Annotated in this window: 18 protein-coding genes; 7 read left to right on the top strand and 11 right to left on the bottom strand. The window is 70.8% G+C overall.

Annotated elements, in window-relative coordinates; genetic code table 11:
* Positions 1 to 165: 165 nt before the first annotated feature.
* Positions 166 to 633, top strand: coding sequence for a response regulator transcription factor (locus EAT51_RS20535; RefSeq protein WP_228257802.1), 468 nt, complete (start codon positions 166 to 168; stop codon positions 631 to 633).
* Positions 624 to 866, top strand: a complete 243-nt coding sequence (locus EAT51_RS20530) for a helix-turn-helix domain-containing protein (protein ID WP_228257801.1) — start codon at positions 624 to 626, stop codon at positions 864 to 866. Before EAT51_RS20535 ends, EAT51_RS20530 begins: the two co-directional genes overlap by 10 nt.
* Here EAT51_RS20530 and EAT51_RS03390 read toward each other — a convergent pair.
* Positions 847 to 2,259: a sensor histidine kinase gene (locus EAT51_RS03390; protein ID WP_130520260.1), complete on the bottom strand. Its 1,413-nt coding sequence runs from the start codon at positions 2,257 to 2,259 to the stop codon at positions 847 to 849. The two genes, EAT51_RS20530 and EAT51_RS03390, sit on opposite strands and share 20 nt — an antisense overlap.
* Positions 2,260 to 2,388: 129 nt before the next feature.
* Here EAT51_RS03390 and EAT51_RS03385 point away from each other — a divergent pair, with 129 nt between their 5' ends.
* Complete coding sequence (locus tag EAT51_RS03385) at positions 2,389 to 4,854, top strand: YadA-like family protein (RefSeq protein WP_130520258.1); 2,466 nt, start codon at positions 2,389 to 2,391, stop codon at positions 4,852 to 4,854.
* 110 nt (positions 4,855 to 4,964) lie between these two features.
* On the top strand, positions 4,965 to 6,932 hold the full coding sequence (locus tag EAT51_RS03380) for a S8 family peptidase (protein ID WP_130520256.1): 1,968 nt from the start codon (positions 4,965 to 4,967) through the stop codon (positions 6,930 to 6,932).
* Positions 6,933 to 6,946: 14 nt separating this feature from the next.
* Here the strand turns inward: EAT51_RS03380 and EAT51_RS03375 are convergent, their stop codons facing one another.
* Both EAT51_RS03375 and EAT51_RS03370 read right to left on the bottom strand, forming a co-directional pair.
* Positions 6,947 to 7,327 (bottom strand): VOC family protein, encoded by a 381-nt coding sequence (locus EAT51_RS03375; RefSeq protein WP_130520254.1) that lies wholly within the window; start codon positions 7,325 to 7,327, stop codon positions 6,947 to 6,949.
* 3 nt (positions 7,328 to 7,330) lie between these two features.
* Complete coding sequence (locus EAT51_RS03370; RefSeq protein WP_130520251.1) at positions 7,331 to 8,602, bottom strand: MFS transporter; 1,272 nt, start codon at positions 8,600 to 8,602, stop codon at positions 7,331 to 7,333.
* Positions 8,603 to 8,706: 104 nt separating this feature from the next.
* On the opposite strand from EAT51_RS03370, the gene EAT51_RS03365 reads away from it, so the two are divergent.
* Positions 8,707 to 9,618 carry a LysR family transcriptional regulator gene (locus tag EAT51_RS03365; protein ID WP_130520249.1) on the top strand — a complete coding sequence of 304 codons (912 nt, stop codon included), beginning with the start codon at positions 8,707 to 8,709 and terminating at the stop codon, positions 9,616 to 9,618.
* Positions 9,619 to 9,622: 4 nt separating this feature from the next.
* On the opposite strand, the gene EAT51_RS03360 is transcribed toward EAT51_RS03365, so the two are convergent.
* Positions 9,623 to 10,741, bottom strand: coding sequence for an NADH:flavin oxidoreductase (locus tag EAT51_RS03360; protein WP_130520247.1), 1,119 nt, complete (start codon positions 10,739 to 10,741; stop codon positions 9,623 to 9,625).
* 100 nt (positions 10,742 to 10,841) lie between these two features.
* On the opposite strand from EAT51_RS03360, the gene EAT51_RS03355 reads away from it, so the two are divergent.
* A complete protein-coding gene (locus EAT51_RS03355; RefSeq protein WP_130520245.1) occupies positions 10,842 to 11,243 on the top strand; it encodes a winged helix-turn-helix transcriptional regulator in 402 nt (133 codons plus the stop codon).
* A 1-nt stretch (position 11,244) separates the two neighbouring features.
* On the opposite strand, the gene acpA is transcribed toward EAT51_RS03355, so the two are convergent.
* The 5 genes from acpA to EAT51_RS03330 all read right to left on the bottom strand — a co-directional run bounded on the left by acpA (position 11,245) and on the right by EAT51_RS03330 (position 16,684).
* Positions 11,245 to 12,951, bottom strand: coding sequence for an acid phosphatase (gene acpA / locus EAT51_RS03350; RefSeq protein WP_130561314.1), 1,707 nt, complete (start codon positions 12,949 to 12,951; stop codon positions 11,245 to 11,247).
* Positions 12,952 to 13,067: 116 nt separating this feature from the next.
* Positions 13,068 to 13,379 carry a hypothetical protein gene (locus tag EAT51_RS03345; protein ID WP_130520240.1) on the bottom strand — a complete coding sequence of 104 codons (312 nt, stop codon included), beginning with the start codon at positions 13,377 to 13,379 and terminating at the stop codon, positions 13,068 to 13,070.
* A 332-nt stretch (positions 13,380 to 13,711) separates the two neighbouring features.
* Entirely contained in the window at positions 13,712 to 14,245 is a 534-nt protein-coding gene (locus EAT51_RS03340; protein WP_130520238.1) for a hypothetical protein, read from the bottom strand.
* A 110-nt stretch (positions 14,246 to 14,355) separates the two neighbouring features.
* The gene (locus EAT51_RS03335) at positions 14,356 to 15,411 is read right to left on the bottom strand and encodes an aldo/keto reductase (protein ID WP_130520584.1); all 1,056 of its coding nucleotides are present in this window, start codon (positions 15,409 to 15,411) and stop codon (positions 14,356 to 14,358) included.
* A gap of 49 nt (positions 15,412 to 15,460) precedes the next feature.
* On the bottom strand, positions 15,461 to 16,684 hold the full coding sequence (locus EAT51_RS03330) for an MFS transporter (RefSeq protein ID WP_130520236.1): 1,224 nt from the start codon (positions 16,682 to 16,684) through the stop codon (positions 15,461 to 15,463).
* A gap of 102 nt (positions 16,685 to 16,786) precedes the next feature.
* On the opposite strand from EAT51_RS03330, the gene EAT51_RS03325 reads away from it, so the two are divergent.
* Positions 16,787 to 17,704 carry a LysR family transcriptional regulator gene (locus EAT51_RS03325; protein WP_130520235.1) on the top strand — a complete coding sequence of 306 codons (918 nt, stop codon included), beginning with the start codon at positions 16,787 to 16,789 and terminating at the stop codon, positions 17,702 to 17,704.
* A 96-nt stretch (positions 17,705 to 17,800) separates the two neighbouring features.
* Here EAT51_RS03325 and EAT51_RS03320 read toward each other — a convergent pair whose 3' ends face one another.
* Both EAT51_RS03320 and hglS read right to left on the bottom strand, forming a co-directional pair.
* A complete protein-coding gene (locus EAT51_RS03320; RefSeq protein ID WP_130520233.1) occupies positions 17,801 to 18,886 on the bottom strand; it encodes a PA0069 family radical SAM protein in 1,086 nt (361 codons plus the stop codon).
* Positions 18,887 to 19,082: 196 nt separating this feature from the next.
* Positions 19,083 to 20,438: a 2-oxoadipate dioxygenase/decarboxylase HglS gene (gene hglS / locus EAT51_RS03315; RefSeq protein WP_130520231.1), complete on the bottom strand. Its 1,356-nt coding sequence runs from the start codon at positions 20,436 to 20,438 to the stop codon at positions 19,083 to 19,085.
* Positions 20,439 to 20,971: the final 533 nt, after the last annotated feature.

Here is a 20,971-nt window from a genome sequence, read left to right as displayed (position 1 = left end):
CATGGCAGCATCCTGTCGCGACCGCGATGCGGCGAATTGCCGCCGCCCGGTCCATCCGGGATACTTCGGCCGACCCGCAGGATGCGGGGCGCACGGCGCCTTGGGCCTTGTGCCATCCGATCACCGTCCCTGCATCGAGTCCGCGCCTTCCACGTGAGTTCGCCCGTGCCATCGTCCCCCGGTCCTGTGCCCGCCCCGCTGCGCCTGGCGCTGCTCGAGGACGACGACGTGCTGCGCGAGCGCGTGCTGCTGCCGGGGCTGGCGCGCCATGGCTTCGACGTGGCGCCGATGCGCACGGTGGCGCAGCTGGAGGCGGCGCTGGCGCAGGCCAGCTTCGACCTGATCGTGCTCGACATCGGCCTGCCCGATGGCGATGGCTTCACCCTCACGCGCCAGCTGCAGGCCGGGCGTCCGGGCATGGGCATCGTGATCCTCAGCGGGCGCGATACCTCGCCGGACATGGTGCGTGGCCTCAGCCAGGGCGCCGATGCCTACCTGACCAAGCCGGTGGAGATCGAGATGCTGGCCGCGACCTTGTTCAGCGTCGCGCGGCGGCGCACGAGGCGCCGGCGTGGCAGCTGCAGGACGATGGCTGGTGCCTGTTCTCGCCGCAGGGCAAGGCCGTGGCGCTGACCCAGTCCGAGCGCCGCGTGCTGCTGTGCCTGTGGCGCACGCGCGGCAAGCTGGTCTCGCGTGCGTCGCTGCTGGCCACGCTCGGCGGCGAGCTGGGGCTGGAGATCGATCCGCATCGTCTCGATGCGCTGCTGCATCGCCTGCGCCAGAAGGTGCAGGACCGCGCCGGCCTGGCGCTGCCGCTGACCGCCGTGCGCGGCGCCGGCTACCTGTTCAATCCGCAGGCGGACTGAGCGGCGCGGCGACCTGCGGCAGGCGCAGCGTGAAGCGCGTGCCCTGGCCGGGCGCGCTGTCCACCCACAGGCTGCCGCCGCCCTGCTGGGTCAGCTCCTGCGCCACCGCCAGGCCCAGGCCCGTGCCCTGGCCCGCCGGCTTGGTGGTGAAGAACGGCTCGAAGGCCTGCTGCATCACCTCGGCGCTCATGCCGATGCCGGTATCGGACAGTCGCAGCACCACCTGCACCTCCTCCAGGCTCACCTCGATCGAGAACGTGCCGCCCTCGGGCATCGCATCGCGCGCATTGGCGGCGAAGTTGAGCATCACCAGGTCGAACTGCGCGCGATCCAGATGCACCACGCAGGGCAGGTCCGGCGTGCGCAGCCGCACCTGCACGGACGCGCCGAACAGCTGCCGCAGCATCGGCTGCAGCTCGCCCAGCGCATCGGCCACGTCGAAGTCGCGCGGCACGGCCAGCTCGCGCCGGCTGAAGCTCAGCAGCTTGCGGCTGATCGCCACCCCGCGCTGCGCGGCCAGCTCCACGCCCTCCAGCGCATCGCCCATCGCCTGCGCGTCGACGACCGGGTCGTAGTCCAGCTCGTGCAGGCGATGGCGCTGGGCGGTGTAGCCGATGATCGCGCCGAGGATGTTGTTGAAATCGTGCGACACGCCGCTGGCCAGCTGGCCGACCGACTCGATCTTCTGCAGGTGCAGCAGCCGTGCCTGCACGCGCTCGCGCTCGCGCATCTCCACGCGCAGGCGCTCGGCCGAACGCCGGGCGCTGAACAACCCTTCGCGCAGCGCCTCCACGGTGCGGTCCAGCACCAGGGTGATCATGAAATAGCTCATCGCCAGCGACGGCAGGTTCTGGAAGGGGTTGCCGGAGGCGTTCGGCGCTTGGCCTTCCGGGCTCTCCATGCCCAGCCAGAACATCAGCGGGATGCACGCATACACCGCCCACAGCGCCCAGCGCCCGATCACCAGGGCCGCCAGCGTCAGCAGCATCATCGGATAGGGATCGAAGGCCTGCAGCTGGTAGCCGAAGGCGATGTTGGCCGCGATGCCCGAACACAGGGTCACGCCGATGAACAGCGCCGTGGCCGGCTTGACCTGGCCGCGCCGGATCAGCCACACGCCGATCCACGCGGCCAGCGTCATCGCCGCGTCGGTGCCGATGTCCACGGCCAGCTGCGTGGCGTCCATCTGGATCCGCGCCGCGGTCAGCAGGTGGTAGGCCTTGTTGAGCGGAATCTCGGTGCCGAGGAACAGCAGCAGCACCTGCAGCGCTGGCGCATTGCGGCGGTCGATCGGATCTGAGGCCGGCACCCTGCGCAGCCAGGCGACCGCCTGACGCCACAGCGGCGGGCGCCAAGGCAGGCGCCAGAACCGACTGCGATCAGATCTCCCCATGGGCCGTGAGTCTAGCGTGAGCCGGCCATGAGATTGCGGGCATTGAGCGCGCGCGGCGGCTGTCGGTAAATCCTTCCACGCGTGCCGTGCGGGGAGCCGGTGCGACTTCCCTTTTCCGGACCTATCGCCATGCCCAGCCTTGCCATGTCGTCCGTGCGCAGTGGGCGCACGTCCTCCCATCGCATCCTGCCTGCCCTGTCTTGCAGTCCGTTGACCGTCGCGTTGCTGCTCGCGCTGGCGCTGCCGGCCGGCGCCATGCCGGCGGCGGCCGTGGACCCGCCCGCAGGGGCGACCGCCCAGGCGAGCCAGACCGTCGCGCCGCAGGCCGATGACACGGCCGTCGTGGCGGCGGCGGTGGATCCCAGCTACTTCGCCGCCAGCGGCGCCGGCGACGGCAGCGACAACGCGGCCGCCGGCGGCACCAGCGCCGTAGGCATCGGCGCCGGCGCCGACGCCGCGGGGAACTTCGGCGTGGCGATCGGGGCCCGGGCCACGGTGAGCGACGCCTACGGCATCGCCATCGGCCACAACGTCACCGCCGGCAACACCGCCATCGCGATGGGCGACGGGGCGCAGGCCACCGGGCAGTCGGCGGTGGCCATCGGCGGCAGCTTCTTCGGCAGCGCCTTTGGCGATTCGGACGGCGCGCGCGCCACCGGCTTCGGCGCGGTCTCGCTGGGCGCCTATGCGGAGGCGATCGGCGACAACGCCACGGCCCTGGGCTGGTCGTCGACGGCGGCCGAAGCGGGGGCGGTGGCCGTGGGCAGTTCGGCCAGCGCGCAGGCGCAGTACGCCACGGCATTCGGCAGCTCGAGCGCCGCGTCCGGGGCGGCGTCCATGGCGCTGGGCTATGCGAGCCGGGCCACCAATGACGCGGCCGTGGCCATCGGCACCTACGGCCTGGCCGAAGGGTTCGCCGGTGTGGCCATCGGCTACGGCACCACCGCCGCGGGCGATGGCGGCACGGCGCTGGGCGAAGGCGCGATGGCGCAGGGTCAGCAGAGCGTGGCCATCGGCGCCAGCAACGCCAGCGTGTCCGCGCAGGCCAACGGGCTGGGTGCGGTGACGGTGGGCGCGGGCTCGTGGGCGCTGTCGGACTACGGCGTGGCGCTGGGCTTCGACAGCCACGCCGATGCGATGTACGCCACCGCCCTGGGCGCGCAGGCGATCTCCACCAGCGCCAGCGCCACCGCGCTCGGCGCGCAGACCTTCGCCGACGGCGATGAGGCCACCGCGGTGGGCTACATCGCCAGCGCGTCCGGCCTGGGCGCCGCGGCGTTCGGCTCGGGCGCCAGTGCACTGGGCGACGGCGCGCTGGCGCTGGGCACCAACAGCGCGGTGACCGGGGCGAACAGCGTCGCGCTGGGCGCCGGCAGCTTCGCCGATCGCGCCAACAGCGTCTCGATCGGCGTGGCCGGCGCGGAGCGCCAGCTCGCCAACGTGGCCGCCGGCACCGAGGACACCGATGCGGTGAACCTCTCGCAGCTGCACGCGCTGGCCGACACGCTGACCCTGGCCGGCGGCGCGACCGTCGACGGCCTGGGCCAGATGGCCGCGGCGCTGGGCGGCGGCGCGGGGTATTCGGCGGCCGGCGGCTTCGTGCTGCCGCGCTACAGCCTGCAGGGCGCCAGCTTCACCAACGTCGGCGACGCGTTGACCGCGCTGGATGGCGCGTTCTCCGGCCTCTCCACGCGCCTGGCCTCGCTGGAGGCCGCACCGGCGGCCGGCAGCGGCGCCGGCGGGGTGGCGGTCGGCGGCGGCAGCGCGAACGGCGCCAGCGTGGCCGACGGCAGCAACGGCGTGGCCATCGGCGCGGGTGCGGCCAGCGGCGGCCAGAACGGCACCGCCGTCGGCGGCGGCGCCTACGCGGCGGGGCCCAACGACACCGCGATCGGCGGCAATGCCAAGGTCAATGCCGATGGCAGTACCGCGGTGGGTGCCAATACCGTCATCGCGGCCGCCGCCACCAATGCGGTGGCGGTCGGCGAGAGTGCCACGGTCGGCGCGGCGTCCGGCACGGCGATCGGCCAGGGCGCCTCGGCCACCGCCACCGGCGCGGTGGCGCTGGGCCAGGGTTCGCTCGCCGACCAGGCCAACACCGTCTCGGTGGGCAGCGCCGGCCAGGAGCGCCGCGTGACCAACGTTGCGGCCGGCACCGCCGCCACCGATGCGGCCAATGTCGGCCAGGTGCAGGCGGGCGATGCGCAGGCCGTGGCCACCGCGCACGCCTACACCGACACCACCGCGACCAGGACGCTGAGCTCGGCCAATGCCTATACCGATCAGAAGCTGACCGCGCTCGATGACCGCTTCAGCCAGCTCTCCAACGATCTCGGCCACCGGCTGGCCGCGCAGGACAAGCGCATCGACCGGATGGGGGCGATGGGCTCGGCGATGATGAACATGGCCATCAACGCGGCCAATGCCAGGACCGCCAATGGCCGCCTCGCCGCCGGCGCCGGCTGGCAGAACGGCCAGGCCGCGCTGTCGGTGGGCTACGCCAGGCAGATCGGCGAGCGCGCCTCCTTCAGCATCGGCGGCGCCTTCAGTGGCGAGGACGCCTCCGCCGGCGTCGGCTTCGGCATCGACCTGTAACGCCCCTGCTTCCGCTTGGCCTCGCGCCGGGCGGTGCAGTCCTTCGCTTGTCTCCTTTCGCCCCGAATCGGTCGCCGACGCAGCGGCCGCTCCTTGCCCGAGGTCCCACGATGAATTCGACGTCCATTCCCTTCCGCCGCAGCGTGCTGGCGATTTCGCTGGCCGCGGCGGTGTGTCCCGCCCTGGCGCAGGTCTCGCGCTTCGGCTCGCTGCAGACCGGCGTCGCCAGCGAGCCTCTGGCGGTCTACGATGGCCTGCTGATCACCTACCGCAGCGGCAGCAGCGAGCGCATCAGCGGCGCGGCCGCGGCCACCAAGCTGAAATCGGCGATGGCCACCACCGCCGTGCGCAGCCAGTGGAGTGCCCAGTTCCGCCAGGCACCGCCGGCGCTGAACCGCGTGCGCCGCATCGCCACCGGCGCCGATCTGGTGCGCCCGGCCCGCGCGCTCAGCCAGGAACAGCTCAACAGCCTGATGCAGACCCTGCGCGCCGATCCTTCGGTCGCCCATGTCGAGCCCAACCTGCTGATGAAGCCGATCCGCGCGACCGCCCAGGCGATCCTGCCGCCGGGACAGACGCCGAACGACCCCGGCGCGGTCGTGCAATGGCACATGCGCGCGGCCGACGGCCACGCCGAGTACACCGAAGCGGACGGCAGCACGGTCAACTTCCCCAACTGGGGCGGCATCAACGCGATCCCGGCCTGGCAGTACGGCGACGGCGAGGGTGTGGTGGTGGCGGTCATCGATACCGGCATCACCGCCCATCCCGACCTGGACACCTCACTTGCCGACGCCGGCTACGACTTCATCAGCAGCGGCTACATGTCCGGCCGCGCCACCGACGGTCGCGCCCCGGGCGGCTGGGACCTGGGCGACTGGACCAGCGAAGACAAGTACCTGGTCGAGAACGGCGGCTGCGCGCAGAGCTACGAGCAGTCCGACAGCTCCTGGCACGGCACCCATGTGGCCGGCACCGTCGCCGAGCTGACCAACAACGGCGTGGGCATGATCGGCGTGGCGCCCAAGGCCAAGGTGCTGCCGGTGCGCGCGCTGGGCCATTGCGGCGGCACCACCGCCGATATCGCCGATGCGATCACCTGGGCCTCGGGCGGTCATGTCGAGGGCGTGCCGGACAACCAGCACCCGGCCGAGGTGATCAACATGAGCCTGGGCGGGTACGGCAGCTGCGCCAGCGACGGCGTCACCGCCGCGGCGATCAGCGGGGCGATCGCGCGCGGCACCACGGTGGTCGTGGCGGCCGGCAACGACAACAGCGATGCCAGCGCCTATACCCCGGCCAGCTGCCCCGGCGTGATCAACGTGGCCGCCACCGGCATCACCGGCAAGCGCGCGTACTACTCCAACTACGGCAGCAGCATCACCCTGTCCGCGCCGGGCGGCGGCGGTTACACCAACGACGACCCGAACACCGGCACCAAGCCCCGCGCCGGCTTCGTCTGGTCCACCCTGAACCGCGGCGCGCATGAGCCGGGCGAGCCGGCCTACGCGGGCTACACCGGCACGTCGATGGCCTCGCCGCACACCGCCGGCGTCGTCGCGCTGGTCATCAGTGCCGCCTACAGCGCCGGCAAGCCCATCCCCACGCCCCAGCAGATCCGGGAAATCCTGACGCAGACCTCCAACGTGTTCCCGATCAAGCCGACCCTGCGCATCGGCGCGGGCATCCTGGACGCCAGCAGGGCCGTCGCACGCGCCTCGGGCGCGGCCGGCGGTGGCGATGAAGCCAATGCAGTGATGCTGGGCAAGGGACAGGTGCTCGGCGGCCTGAGCGCGGCGCAGGGCGGCACGCAGCTGTTCCGCATCGACGTGCCCGTCAATGCGCGCAACCTGCAGATCCGCACGCTCGGCGGCAGCGGCCAGGTGAAGATGTACGTGCGCGCGACGCGGGCGCCCAGCGCCGATGGCAGCGATGCCGACGCCAGTTCGGTGCGCGCCGGCACCACGCAGAACATGCAGACCGCCCTGCCGGTGTCCGACAGCTACTTCATCCGCCTGGTCGGCGGCACCGGGGGCTACCGGAACATCAGCCTGACCACGACCTACTCGACGTACTGAAGCGGCGGCGCGCGTCAGGCCGGGCGGCTGATCTCGATCAGGTTGTCGTCCGGGTCGCGGAAGTACAGCGAGGTGATCGGCCCGGTGGCGCCCGTGCGCGCGACCGGGCCTTGCTCGATGACCACGCCCAGCGCCTGCAGCTGCGCCTGGGCCTGCTCGATCGGCGTGTCGATCAGCAGGCACAGGTCGCCCGAGCCCGGGGTGGGCCTGCGCGCCTTGGGTTCGAACTCATGCCCATGCCGGTGCAGGTTGATCTTCTGCTGACCGAAGGCCAGCGCCTTGCGGCTCTGGCCGAAGGTGATCACCTCCATGCCCAGCACGCGCGCATAGAAGGCGCAGCTGGCCTCGACGTCGGCGACGGTCAGGACCAGGTGGTCCAGGCGTTCGACTTTCATCGCTCATTCTCCTCTGGGCGGATGCGGCCCGAAGCGTCCGTAGGGTCTGCTGTCGTCGGCGCCCTTGCGCAGCACCTGCGCGGCCAGCAGCGCCAGCGCCTGCAGCGCCAGGCAGAAGATCACCAGCGCGCTCCAGCCGCCGTGCTGCCAGAACCAGCCGCTGACCGAGCCGATCACGCTGGAGCCGATGTAGTAGGCCAGCAGATACAGCGAGGCCGCGTGGCTCTTGCTGGCCTTGCCCAGCCGGCCGACCCAGGCGCTGGCGGCCGAGTGGGCGATGAAGAAGCCGATAGTCAGCAGCACGATGCCGAAGATCACCAGCCACAGGACATGCGACAGCGTCATCGCCACCCCGACGATCGCGCAGACCGTGCCGGCCAGCACCACCGGCCCGCGGCCGAAGCGATCCGAGGCCGATCCGGCCACCGAGGACGAGACGATGCCGAACACATAGGCCGAGAAGATCAGGCCGATCTGGCTCTGGCTCAGGCCGAACTCCGGCCCGCCCAGGCGGAAGCCCGCATAGTTGTAGACGCTGGCGAAGGTGCCCATCAGCAGGAACGGGATCGCGAACAGCCACGGCAGATAGCGGTCGCGCAGATGCCCGCCCCAGGCCTGCACGTGGTAGCCCAGCCGCACCCCGGTCTTGCGCACGAAGTTGCGCGAGGGCGGCAACAGCAGCACGAAGCCGATCGCCACCAGCAGGTCGACCGCGCTGAGCGTGGCCAGCGCCGTGCGCCAGCCCAGGTGGTCGGTCAGCACGCTCATGCCGATCCGGCCCATCATCCCGCCGAAGGCGTTGCCGGCCACGTACAGGCCGGTGGCCGCCCCCAGCTTGTGGCCCGGCAGCTCCTCGGCCAGGTAGACCATGGCCACCGCCGGCACGCCGCCCAGCGCGATGCCCGAGAGCATGCGCACCACCACCAGCGACTCCCAGTGCGGCAGGAAGGCGGCCACGCCGTTGAGCACCGCGGCCAGCGCGATGGAGGCGAACATCAGCCCGCGCCGGCCCAGGTTCTCCGACACCGCGCCGGCGCAGAAGATCGCCACGGCCAACCCACCGGTGGCCAGCGACAGCGGCAGCGAGCTGGCGGCCGCGCTCACCCCGAAGCTCCTGGCGAACTCCGGCAGCAGCGGCTGCACGCTGTAGAGCAGCGAGAAGGTGGCGAACCCGGCCAGAAACAGCGCCAGGCGGATGCGCCCCAGCGGCAGGGGCGTGTCGAGGTCGGCGGGCGCTGGACCTGCGTCCAGAGCGGAGGCGGAAGCGCGGGGCATGGCGAACGAGGCTGGCGCGTGGGGGAGGGCAGTATCTGACCGCCCCGACCATGCGTCCAATATATGATGCAGGCAGTCGCCATACGTCTCGCATATGGAGTCCCATGGAGCTGCGACACCTGCGCTACTTCCTGGCCGTGGCCGAGGAGGCCAACTTCACCCGCGCCGCCGCGCGCGTCGGTATCGGCCAACCGCCTTTGAGCCAGCAGATCCAGGCGCTGGAGAAGGAGCTGGGCACGCCGCTGTTCGTGCGCACCCCGCACGGCGCCCAGCTGACCGATGCCGGGCAGGCCTTCCTGCTGGAGGTGCGGCGCGTGCTGGTCGATGTCGAGCGCGCCGCCGACAGCGCACGCCGGGCCGCCCGCGGCGAGAGCGGCCGCCTGCGGCTGGGCTTCACCGCCTCGGCCGCGTTCAATCCGGTGGTGCCGCAGCTGATCCGCGACTACCGTCGCGCCTGGCCCGCGGTCGAACTGGCGCTGGAGGAGACCAACACCGCCGGCCTGCTCGACGGCCTGGCCCAGGGCCGGCTGGATGCGGCCTTCATCCGCTACAGCGTGGCCACCCCGCCGGAGCTGGCGCTGATCCGCTTCCCGGACGAGCCGATGAAGATCGCCGTGCCGGCCGCGCATCCGCTGGCGGCCCGGCGCAGCGCGCCGCTGTCGGTGCTGGCCGGCGAGCCCTTCATCCTGTTCCCGCGCAGCTTCGGCACCAGCCTGTACGACGAGATCCTGTCCGCCTGCCGCCAGGCCGGCTTCAGCGTGGCCATCACCCAGGAGGCGCCGCAGATGTCCTCGATCGTCAACCTGGTCGCGGCCGAGCTGGGCGTGTCGGTGGTGCCCGAATCCACCGCCCAGCTGCAGCTGCCCGGCGTGCGCTACCTGGACATCGAGGGCCCGGTGCCGATGGCGCGGCTGGCGCTGGCGGCCATGCCGACGCAGGCCCATACCCCGCCGCCCTTGCGCCATCTGCTGGCGCTGGCGCGCGGCGCCGACCCGATGCAGGCCGGCGCCGCCTGAGCGATCAGTCCAGCCGGCCCAGCGCCGCGGCGTCGAAGTCGCGCAGTTCGTCGGTGGCGCCCCGGTGGATCTTCTCCGCCCAGCGCGCATCGCTGAGCAGCGCACGGCCGACGGCGATCAGATCGAACTCCTCGCGCTCCATGCGGGCCACCAGCCGGTCCAGGCCGACCGCGCTGGAGCCCTCGCCGCCGAAGGCGCCCATGAAGTCGCCCGACAGGCCGACCGAGCCCACGCTGATCGTCGCCGCGCCGGTGAGCTTCTTCGCCCAGCCGGCGAAGTTGAGCCCCTCGGCCCCGTCGATCTCCGGGAATTCGGCCTCCCAGAAGCGCCGCTGCGAGCAATGCAGCACGTCCACGCCGGCCTCCACCAGCGGCACCAGCCAGGCGGCCATCGCCTCGGGCGTGTCGGCCAGGCGCGCGCTGTAGTCCTGCTGCTTCCATTGGCTCAGGCGCAGGATGATCGGGAAGTCGGGCCCCACGGCCGCGCGCATGGCCTGCACCACCTCGACGGCGAACCGCGAACGCTCGGCCAGCGTCGCGCCGCCGTAGCGATCGCCGCGCGTATTGGTCGGCGCCCAGAAGAACTGGTCGAGCAGATAGCCGTGCGCGCCGTGGATCTCCAGCGTGTCGAAGCCCAGGGCCTGGGCGTCGGCCGCCGCGCGCGCATAGGCGGCGATGGTGTCGGCGATGTCCTCCTCGGTCATCGCCCGGCCGCGCTGCTTGCCCGGCGCCTCAAGGCCCGACGGGCTCTCGACGCCGTCCTGCTCCCACGCCGTCTGGAAGCTCTGCACCGCGCCGACGTGCCACAGCTGCGGGCCCATCCGGCCACCGGCCTGGTGCACCCCGTCGATCACCGCACGCCAGCCGGCCAGCGCCGCCTGCCCGTGGAAGACCGGGATGCCCGGGTCGTTGCGCGCGCCCGGCCGGTCCACGACCGTGCCCTCGGACAGGATCAGGCCGACCTCGTGTTCGGCGCGACGCCGGTAATAGGCCGCCACGTCGGGGCCAGGTACGCCCTCAGGCGAGAACGCGCGCGTCATCGGCGCCATCACGATGCGGTTCTTCAGCGCCAGCGACTTGACCTGGAAAGGGCGGAACAGCACCTGCGCAGCAGCAGAGGACATGGACGACTCCGTGGGGAAGGAAGGCGCAAGAGGGTATATTTCGTATACCAGGTGTCAATCAGGCACCCTCAAGCGACCAGGTATCCCCGAGGAAACCACCATGCACGCACCGCAGCCCCAGGTGCTCTCCGCCGCCGATTGCCCCAGCCGCCTGCTGCTGGACCAGATCGCCGACAAGTGGTCGGTGCTGGTGCTGGCCGCCCTCTGCCGCCAGCCGCTGCGCTTCAACATGCTCAAGCGCACGCTGGAAGGCATCACCCAGAAGGCGCTCACCCAGACCCTGCGCCGGCTGGAGCGCAACGGCATCATCGAGCGTCGCGTGGTCACCGCCTCGCCGATCGCGGTGGAGTACCGCATCACCGCGCTGGGCCGCACGCTCAAGGCGCCGTTCGAGGCGCTGCACGCCTGGACCCGCGAGCACCTGCCCGATGTCGAGCGGGCGCGCGAGGCCTTCGACGCCCGCGAGCAGGCGCAAACGCTGCCCGCGGCCGCCAACGACTGATTCAAGCCTGGTTGAAATCCAGCGCGCCGGTCAGATCGCCCGGCGGCGGGCCGCCGGCGGCGACCATCGCGTCCTCGCGCAGCTTCAGGCCCGGCAGCTTCTCCAGGCCGAAGCGGCGCGTGATCAGGCGCGCGATCGAGCCGGTGTCGTAGATCGTGTGGTCCACATGCCCGCGCTTGGCGAAGGGCGAGATCACCAGCGCCGGGATGCGCGTGCCCGGCCCCCAGCGATCGCCCTTGGGCGGCGCCACGTGGTCCCACCAGCCGCCGTTCTCGTCGAAGGTGATCACCACGACCATCTGCTTCCACTGCGGGCTGTTCTGCAGGGCGTGCACGATCGCCGCCAGGTGCCGGTCGCCGGCCTCGATGTCCGAGTAGCCGGCATGCATGTTGAGATTGCCCTGCGGCTTGTAGAACGCCACTGGCGGCAGCTTGCCGGCCTGCGCGTCGGCGATGAACTTGTTGGTCGCCGCGGTCTCGCCCAGGCCGCCATCGCGCAGGTGCTGCTTGCGCGCCGCGCTGCCCGGCGCCAGCGAGGCGAAGTAGTTCAGCGGCTGGTGATGCGCCTGGAAGTTGGGATGGCTGGGGAAGCTGCCGTCGTTGCTGTCGCCCATGCCGTCCAGCGCCGCCTGAAACGCACCGGCGTACCAGGCCCAGTCCACGCCCTTGGCGCTCAGCATGTCGCCGATGTGCTTGTGCGACTGCGGCGGGCAGGTGTTGGCGCTGCTGGCATCGGCCAGCGCGGGGTTGGCCTTGTCCACGTTGAAGCCCGGCGAGTACGGCGGCCCGATCGTGTTGACTGCCCAGTAGTCCGGCGTCAGCGTCGGGCGCGAGGTGAACTTGGCCACGCCGTCCATCGCGCTGGCCGGGCTGTTCTCGGCCGGGATCAGCGCCTTGCCGTCGGGCTTGCCGTCGGCGGTCTTGGCGATGTGCAGCTTGGCCGGACTCTTGTCGGCGTTCGGATAGAACGGCGGCTGCGCGGCGACTAGGTACTGGTGGTTGAGGAACGAGCCGCCGAAGGCGCCCATGAAGAAGTTGTCGCACAGCGTGTACTGCTGGGCCAGCCGCCACAGGCGCAGGTTAACCGCCGTGTCGGCGTAGTGCCCCATCAGCAGCGCGCCGGTGTCGCCCCAGGCGACGAAGCCATCGTTCTTGCCGCCGTTGATCTGCATCTGGTTGCGGTAGAACTCGTGCACTAGGTCGCGCGTGACCACGCCATGCGGCAGCGGCTCGCCGGCCGGCGTGCGCAGCGCGAACGGCGCGTTGGGCAGGCCGGTGATGTCCTCCTGCTTGATCTGATAGCTGCGGTGATTGACCACCTGGGCATCGGGCACCATGCCGTCCCAGATCGGCGGCAGGGTCTTGAGCGGCGTGCCGTCGCGGTCCTTCTGCACCGCCTTGGCCGGGTCGAGCGCATTCAACGGCTGCTGCAGTCCCGGGAAGTCGGCGAACAGGTTGTTGAAGCTGCGGTTCTCCGCATAGAGCACCACGATGGTCTGCACCTGCTCGCGCAGCTGGGCATCGGTGACCGGCGTGGCCGCGCGGTTGCCGGCCTTGGCCGAAGCCGCGGCTCCGACGCCGGCGGTCTTGGCGGCGGCCTCGCCGCCCAGCCCCAGCGCGGCGCCCGCGGCGGCAAGCCCGCCCAGCAACCGGCGGCGCTGCGGATCGGAGGGAGAGGACTCGGGCAAATCGTCGTCGTGCTGGCTCATCGTGGACTCTGTGCTGAAAACGAAGAAGGCGCCCCTCTCGGAGCGCCCCCTAGTGTGCAGAGTCTTGATGACCGCCGTCAGGCACGAAGGTCATGCCGTGGGCGGCCAGTCACGTTTCAGATGCTCTTGCCCGACGGCGGCGTGTTGGGGGTGCCGCTGGAGGGCGGCGCGCCGACTTCGGACTGCCTTGCAGACGGCTTCTCCCGCACGCCATCGTTGTAGTTGCGGGCATTGTCGCTCCCGTTGACCAGCGCGTAGCTCTGACCGTTGATCTTCCAGCCCCAGGCGCTCGTGGGCACGGACTTGATCTCGATCGGGACGAAGCGCGCATCGTACTGCCCGTCATCGCGTGCGACCGATTCCAGCTTCATGCGGATGACCGCCTGGGAGCTGGAGGCTTCCCCGTTGCGCTGGGCAGGATCGATCACCAGCTGGTCGATGGTCTCGCGAAGCAGGCGGTTGACCGAGGGCTTCAGGCGCTGGGGGGCACCATGCTGGTGACCTCGCCCTCCTTGTTGAGGGTGATCAGCACGGGGATGACGCCTTCTTATAAGTCGCAATGGCCAATTCCTTGGCCGGGGACGGGAACTGCCGCCGTCAGCAGAAGACCAGCGGTCAGCGCATACCTGCGAGATCACATGCAAACTGCTTCAGTGGACTTCAGTGAAGGAGACGACGCGGTCCGACAAAGGCCTGAGCCGGGACTGCTGCCCGTGCTGTCCCCCAGGCCTTTGCCGAGGTCACCCGCGGCCGTGTCAGGTCAGACGCGTTTCGAACCGGATGAATTCGACGGCGGCGGAGTCGGGGGTTGCGAAGGCGGTGGCGTCGGGCTCGATGGTGCCTGCCTGAATTGCGGGGGCATGGCCTGGTTCGGCAGCGGAGATCCGAGGAACTCGTCCACCAAGGCATAGCGGTCGCCATCGAGTCGCCAGGACCATGCGCCGTACGGCACCACTTTGCTGTCCACTGGCACGAACTGGGCGGCGTAACGACCGTCCTGTGTCGGCGTGACATCCAGCTTCATGCGGATCACGATCTGGCTGTTGATCGGCTTGTCGCCACGCAGCGCCGGCCCGGCGATGGCTTCGTTAAGATTCTTGCGAAGCAGCCTATCCATCGAGGGCCGCAGGGCTTGCGACGCCCGGACCAGCGTCACCTTGCCATGGCGGTTGACCGACACAAGCACCGGCACGACGCCCTGTTCATACCTGGCCACGGTGAGCTCTGTGGCCGCGCAACCGAAGCTGGCGAGCGCCAGCGCGCCCGCACACAACCCTACTAGACAGCGTTCCATCTTCGAACTCCTTCTCTAAACGAGGAAACGAGCGTTGGATCCATCAGCCGCCAGGCTTCGATCGCGCGAAGCGTCGCGTTTTTCCGAATCTACGCCAAGCGCTTCGTTTGTCAAATCAGGGTCGGCACAGGAGCAGGAACCGCCACCGGACTGCGCTCGGCGAACTGTCCACGCCAGTACGGGTAGTACGGATAGGGCGGCTCCACCGCGCTGGCGGCGTCCAGGCGGGCGAGCTGCTCGGCCTTCAGCGACCAGCCGACCGCGCCGAGGTTGTCGCGCAGCTGGGCCTCGGTGCGCGCCCCGATCAGCACGGTGCTCACGGTCGGACGCTGCAGCAGCCAGTTGATCGCCACCTGCGGCACTGTGCGGCCGGTCTCGGCGGCGATCGCGTCGAGCACATCGACGATCGCGAACAGGCGTTCATCGCCGATCGCCGGAGCGAAGGCGGCCGTGTCGTGCAGCCGGCTCTGCGCGGGCAACGGCTGACCGCGGCGCAGCCGGCCGGTCAGGCGGCCCCAGCCCAGCGGGCTCCACACCACCGCACCCAGGCCCTGGTCCAGGCCCAGCGGCATCAGCTCCCACTCGTAGTCGCGCCCGGCCAGCGAGTAGTAGGTCTGATTGGCGACGAAGCGGCTCCAGCCATGCGCGTCGGCCACCGCCAGCGACTTCATCAGCTGCCAGCCGGCGTAGTTCGACGCGCCCAGGTAACGCACCTTGCCGGCCCTGACCAGGCCGTCGAGTGTGGACAGGGTCTCTTCCACCGGCGTCATCGCGTCGAAGGCGTGCAGCTGCAGCAGATCGATGTAGTCGGTGCGCAGGCGTCGAAGCGAGTCGTCGACCGCGCGCAGCAGGCGCAGGCGCGAGGCGCCGGCGTCGTTGGGCCCCTCGCCCAGGCGCAGCCCGGTCTTGGTCGAGATCAGCGCCCGCTCGCGGCGCCCGGCCAGCGCCGCGCCCAGGATCTCCTCCGACGCACCGTCCGAGTACACGTCGGCCGTATCGAACAGATTGGCGCCGGCTTCCAGGCACAGATCGACCAGCCGCCTGGCCTGTTCGACGCCGGTGTCGCCCCAGGCCGAGAACAGCGGCCCCTTGCCGCCGAAGGTGCCGGCACCGAAGCCCAGCACGGGCACCTTGAGGCCGGAGCGGCCAAGCAGTCGGGTTTCCATCGACATGCGCGTGATCCTGTATCGAGAAGAGGGAGTGTGGTGACCAGGCTCAGCGAGCCTGTTCGCTTTCGAGGCGTTGAGGGCAGGCAGTGCCAGCGGCCGAGCGCGCCTCCAGGCGCAGCGCCCAGGCCGCCACGACCAGCGCGGACAGCGGCACCAGCGCGCCGATCCACGGCAGCGCGGTCAGGCCGGCGCCACGCGCCAGCACCACGCCGCCGAGCCAAGCGCCCAGGGCGTTGCCCAGGTTGAACGCGCCGATGTTCAGGCTCGAGGCCAGGCTCTGCGCGCCGCGCGCCTTCTGCAGCACCCACAGCTGCAAGGGCGAGACCGTGGCGAACGCCGCCGCGCCCAGCAGTCCGGTCAACACCACCATCGCCCAGCGGCTGTGCAGCGCCAGGCCGATCAGCCCCATCGCCACGGCCAGCGCCAGCAGCGTCCCTAGCAGCGCCGGACGCAGGCTGCGGTCGGCCAGCCGACCGCCCAGCAGGTTGCCCAGGATCATGCCGACCCCGAACACCAGCAGGATCGGCGACACCGCCGCCTCGGCGAAGCCGGTCACCTGGGTCAGCAAGGGCTGGATGTAGGTGTAGACCGTGAACATCCCGCCGAATCCCAGCACGGTCATCAGCAGGCCCAGCAGCACGGGCGCGCGCAGCACGGCCGCCGCTTCCTCGCGCAGCGAACCCGGCGCCGGCGCATTGCGGTCGTGGGGCACCAGGGTCGCGATCACCAGCGTGGCCACCACGCCGATCGCCGTCACCGCCCAGAACGTCGCCCGCCAGCCGTGGTGCAGCCCCAGCCATGCGCCGGCCGGCACGCCCAGTAGCGTGGCCACCGTCAGGCCAGTGAACATGATCGAGATCGCCGAGGCCTTGCGCGCCTCCGGCACCAGCGAGGTCGCCACCACCGCGCCCACGCCGAAGAACGTGCCGTGCGCCAGCGAGGTGACCACGCGCGCGGCCATCAGCAAGGCGTAGTTCGGAGCGAGCGCACAGGCCAGGTTGCCCACGGTGAACACCACCATCAGCGCCACCAGCACCGCCTTGCGCGGCATGCGTGCGGTCGCGGCGGTCAGCACCGGCGCGCCGACGAACACGCCCAGGGCGTAGCCGGAGATCAGCAGCCCGGCGCTGGCGAGGTCGACGTGCAGATCGGTCGCGACCTGCATCAGCAGGCCCATGATCACGAATTCGGTCGTCCCGATGCCGAAGGCGCCGGCGGTCAGCGCATACACCGCCAGCGGCATGCGCGAAGGAGTCGAGGAGGCAGGCATGGGGGCGCCTTGGGGAGGGGAGCTCCACAGCCTGCGCCTGAGACCGCGCAAGAAAAACCGCTGCTATGCTGAATCGCTTTCAATATTTCATTGAGAATGGCCATGGACCGCGTCGGCGACATCGCCTTGTTCCTGCGGGTGCTGGACCTGGGCTCGATCAGCGCCGCCGCCCGCCAGCTGGACCTGTCGGCCGCCGTGGCCAGCCAGCGGCTCAAGCGCCTGGAGCGCGAGCTGGGCGTGCGCCTGCTGCACCGGACCACGCGCCGCCTGCATCCCACGCCGGAGGGCCAGGCCCTGGCCGAGCGCGGCCGCGTGCTGGTCCGCGATCTGGAGGCCCTGGGCGAGGACCTGCGCGAAAGCGCCCAGCAGGTCTCGGGGACCTTGCGCGTCACCCTGTCGGCGTCGTTCGGCATGCTCTACGTCGCGCCGCTGCTGCCGGAATTCCAGCGTCTGCATCCCCGGCTGCGCGTCAGCGCGCATCTGAGCGATCACCTGGTGGACCTGGTGAAGGAAGGCTTCGACCTGGCCATCCGCATCGGCCCGCTGGCCGACTCGGGCCTTTACGCGCGCAGTCTGGCCTCCAATGCGCGTGTCTTGTGTGCCTCACCCGATTACCTGCGCCGGATGGGCACGCCCGGGACGCCGGCCGACCTGGCCACCCACGATGGCGTGCTGCTGATGGGGCGCGACGGCCGCCAGGATGTCTGGACCCTGGTCGGCCCGGACCGGCAGAGCGTGCGGGTGCGCATGGCCAGTCGCTTCGAGAGCAATTTCGGCGAGGTCCTGCGCGAGGCCGTGCTTGCCGGGCAGGGCATCGCCGTGCACTCGCTCTGGCATGTCGCCGCCGACCTGCGCGCCGGGCGGCTGGTTGCGGTGCTGCCCGACTGGCGCCCGCCGGTCACGTCCATCAGCGCCGTCACCCCGACGCGGCTGCAGCCGCCGCGGGTGCGGCGGTTCGTCGAATTCCTGACCGCCCGGCTGGGCGACCCGCCGCCGTGGGAGCGGCTGGAAGCGCCGTGAGGCCCTCAGCGCAGGCTCTGCAGTGAGGCTTCCCGCGCCGCGGCAAGGCTATGGCGAGGCGAGCTCGACAGCGCTGCGGTTCGCGAACGCAAGCGCTCAGAACAACACGCCCTGCGGCGATGCCGGCCGCGGCGGCAACGGCCTGACGAAGCGGCTGCAGTCCAGACTTCGGCGGGGAGTATCGGCATAACCCAAGCGCCTGTGCGCCACCGCGAAGCGTCGCGCCAGCAGGTCGGCATACACCCCTTGGCCCCGCATGCGCTTGCCGAAGGCGCTGTCGAAGTCCTTGCCACCGCGCGCCTGACGCACCGTGCTCATCACGTGCGCGGCGCGGTCGGGATGGTGCGCCTGCAGCCAGTCGCGGAACAGCGGCGCCACTTCGTGCGGCAGGCGGAGCAGCACGTAGCCGGCGGACTCGGCGCCGGCGTCGCGTGCTGCCTCCATCACCGCTTCCAGCGCCTGGTCGTTGATCCACGGGATCACCGGCGCCACCATCACCCCGACGGGCACTCCGGCCTCGTGCAGGGTGCGCATCGCGCGCAGCCGCGCATGCGGCGCCGATGCGCGTGGCTCCAGCCTCGCCGACAGACGCGGGTCCAGCGAAGTCACCGAGAAGTGCACGCTGACCAGATTGTCGCGCGCCAGCGGCACCAGCAGATCCAGGTCGCGCTCGACCAGCGCGTTCTTGGTGATCAGCGAGAACGGGTGGCGGGTCTCGGCGAACACCTCGATCAGCCGCCGGGTCAGCCGCAGCCTGCGCTCGATCGGCTGATAGGCGTCGGTGTTGATCCCCAGCGCGATGGGGCTGGGCACGTAGCCGGGCCTGGCCAGTTCGCGACGCAGCAACTCCGGCGCATTGGTCTTGGCGAACAGCCGCGTCTCGAAATCCAACCCCGGCGACAGGTTCAGATAGGCGTGGCTGGGGCGGGCGAAGCAGTAGCTGCAGCCGTGCTCGCAGCCGCGGTAAGGGTTGACCGACTGGGTGAAGCCCACGTCCGGCGACTGGTTACGACTGATGATGCTGCGCGCGGTCTCCTCGCTGACCTGCGTGCGCAAGCGCGGCGCGGCGAATTCCTCGCTGTCCTCGGCATGCCAGCCGTCATCCTCGGCCTGGTTGACGGTCCGTTCGAAGCGGCCGGGCAGGTGACTGCCGGCGCCGCGGCCCTTGATGAAGTTGCTCATGTGCGCAGGCTACGCGCCCGCCATCTCGACGGATGCGACGCGGCCCGGCGGCGACAGGCGAGCCCCATCGTGGCGGTGTTCCGGAGCCAAGTCCTGAACGCCGCAGACCAGAGCATCGCGGTGGAGATTGCGGTGATCGCGGCGACGCGAGACCTGACGAATCTCGATCGTCGCCGTGGAAGGGCGGTCAGCCCCTTCAGCGCAGGCTTTGCAGCGAGGCCTCCTGCAGCCCTGCGTAGATCGCGAACTCATCGGCCACCGGCGCCCCCAGCGCTGCCTCGAACTCGGCCCGACGCGCATTGGCCGCATAGGCATGCTGCTCGGCGCCGCCCAGGTTCGACTGGAAGATGCCGGCCGCGCTGACCGGCAGGAAATCCTCGTAGACGATCGGGTCGGCCGTGGCCAGGCCGCGCGCGATCAGCACCTCGGCCGGCGCATCGCGCTCGGCCACCGGCGCCGCGCGTCCGCGCCCGGTCAGCGCGTAGCGGAAGTAGCCCAGGCCCTCGCGCCGCAGCGTGTCCAGATCATCGGGGAACTGCGCAAACGCCGCCGCCAGCCGCGCCGGATAGTCCGCACCGGTGCTGCCTGCACCCGCATCGCGCGCCTGGTCCAGCAGCGCGTCGTACAGCGCCCGGCCCTTCGGCGTCAGCGCCAGGCCGCGCTGCTCGATCTCGCCGAAGCGCGCGGTATGCGTGCCGGCCTCGGCCGCCTCGCCGTTCGGGAAGGACACCGCCTCCTCCAGCGCCTTGAAGCTGGTCTGGCGCAGCAGGATCGGCACCGCGCGCGGCGGCGGGCCCTCGATCACCGCCTTGGCCTCGATCCCGCGCGCCAGCATCTGCGCCTGGGCAGCGTCGATGTCCAGCGTGCGCGGCGTGAGATGGTTGATATGCGGGCCGTGGAAGCACACCACGTCGGCGATCAGCCGATGCGCCTCGCTCAAGGCCTGATAGGTGGCGCGCGAGACCGTCGCATCGCCATGCCAGCGGAAGGTCTCCAGCGCTTCGGCGACAAAGCGCCTGCCATCCTCCTCGCCCAGCCCGCCGTCGCGTTCGTACTGGGCGATCAGCGCCCGCACGCCAGCGGTGAAGATGTCGCGCCTGGCCAGGATGTCCGCGGCCTGCGCGCGCAGCGCGGCGTCGTCGATCAGCTCCAGCCGCAGCAGCGAGGTGAACACGCGGAAGGGATTGGCCGCCAGCGCCTGCGCCGTGGTCGGGCGGAAGGCGGTCGAATGCACCGGGACCCCGGCGACGGACAGATCGTAGTAACCCACCGGCGCCATGCCCATCACCGCGAACAGCCGGCGCAGCATCAACAGCTCCTCGGCCGTGCCGACCCGGATCGCGCCATGACGCTCCTGATCCAGTCGCGCCCGCTCGTCGTTGCGCGTCAGCCGGTCCTCCAGGGCGGGATCGGCGCGGAGCGTCTGCGCGTTGACCTGCGCCACCAGCTCCATCAGCGTGCCGTACAGCGGCACCTCGGTGCGATACATGTCCGACATCGCCTGCGCGAACAGACTGCGGATGTGGTCGGACGACACGAACCCTTGCGACATCGTGGAGCGCTCCTGCGGGAAAGGCCTGGGCCGCACGCCCGGCTGGGACGCGCATTGTCGATGGCCGCCCGGCTGCGCGCCATCTGCAGCGCCACAACGTGCCGCTTCCATTGCGCGCCTGAGCGACATGGGCAACGCCCGCCTGGGCTTGCCGATCCCGCGCTGCAACAGCAATGCAACGCCGATGACACCGGCATGAAAAAAGCGCTTGACCAATTCCTGGAAGCGCCTATGATTCGCGGCCCGCTTCGACGGTTCCGGCCCAGCCGGCACACGACGAGACGGGGTCCACCAAGGGCCTCACACGAAGCACTTGACGGATGCGGGAACTGCCTCATAATGGGCGGCTCGCTTCGGCGGAAACGAAACAGCGGTAGGGTTTCGGATCTGGTGGAGCGAAGTTCGAAAAGACCTCCTCACGAGGTGTTGACGAACTTCGAAAGCGCCCTATAATGGGCGGCTCACTTCGGCGAAACGCTGAAGGATACGAAGGAAGGCGCTGAGGCCGACTTCGAGCTCTTTGACAGTATGCG

This window comes from Pseudoxanthomonas winnipegensis (assembly GCF_004283755.1).
Lineage (GTDB): Bacteria > Pseudomonadota > Gammaproteobacteria > Xanthomonadales > Xanthomonadaceae > Pseudoxanthomonas_A > Pseudoxanthomonas_A winnipegensis.
The sequence above is the reverse complement of the archived record's forward strand: the minus strand, read 5'-3'. Positions and strand labels throughout refer to the sequence as shown.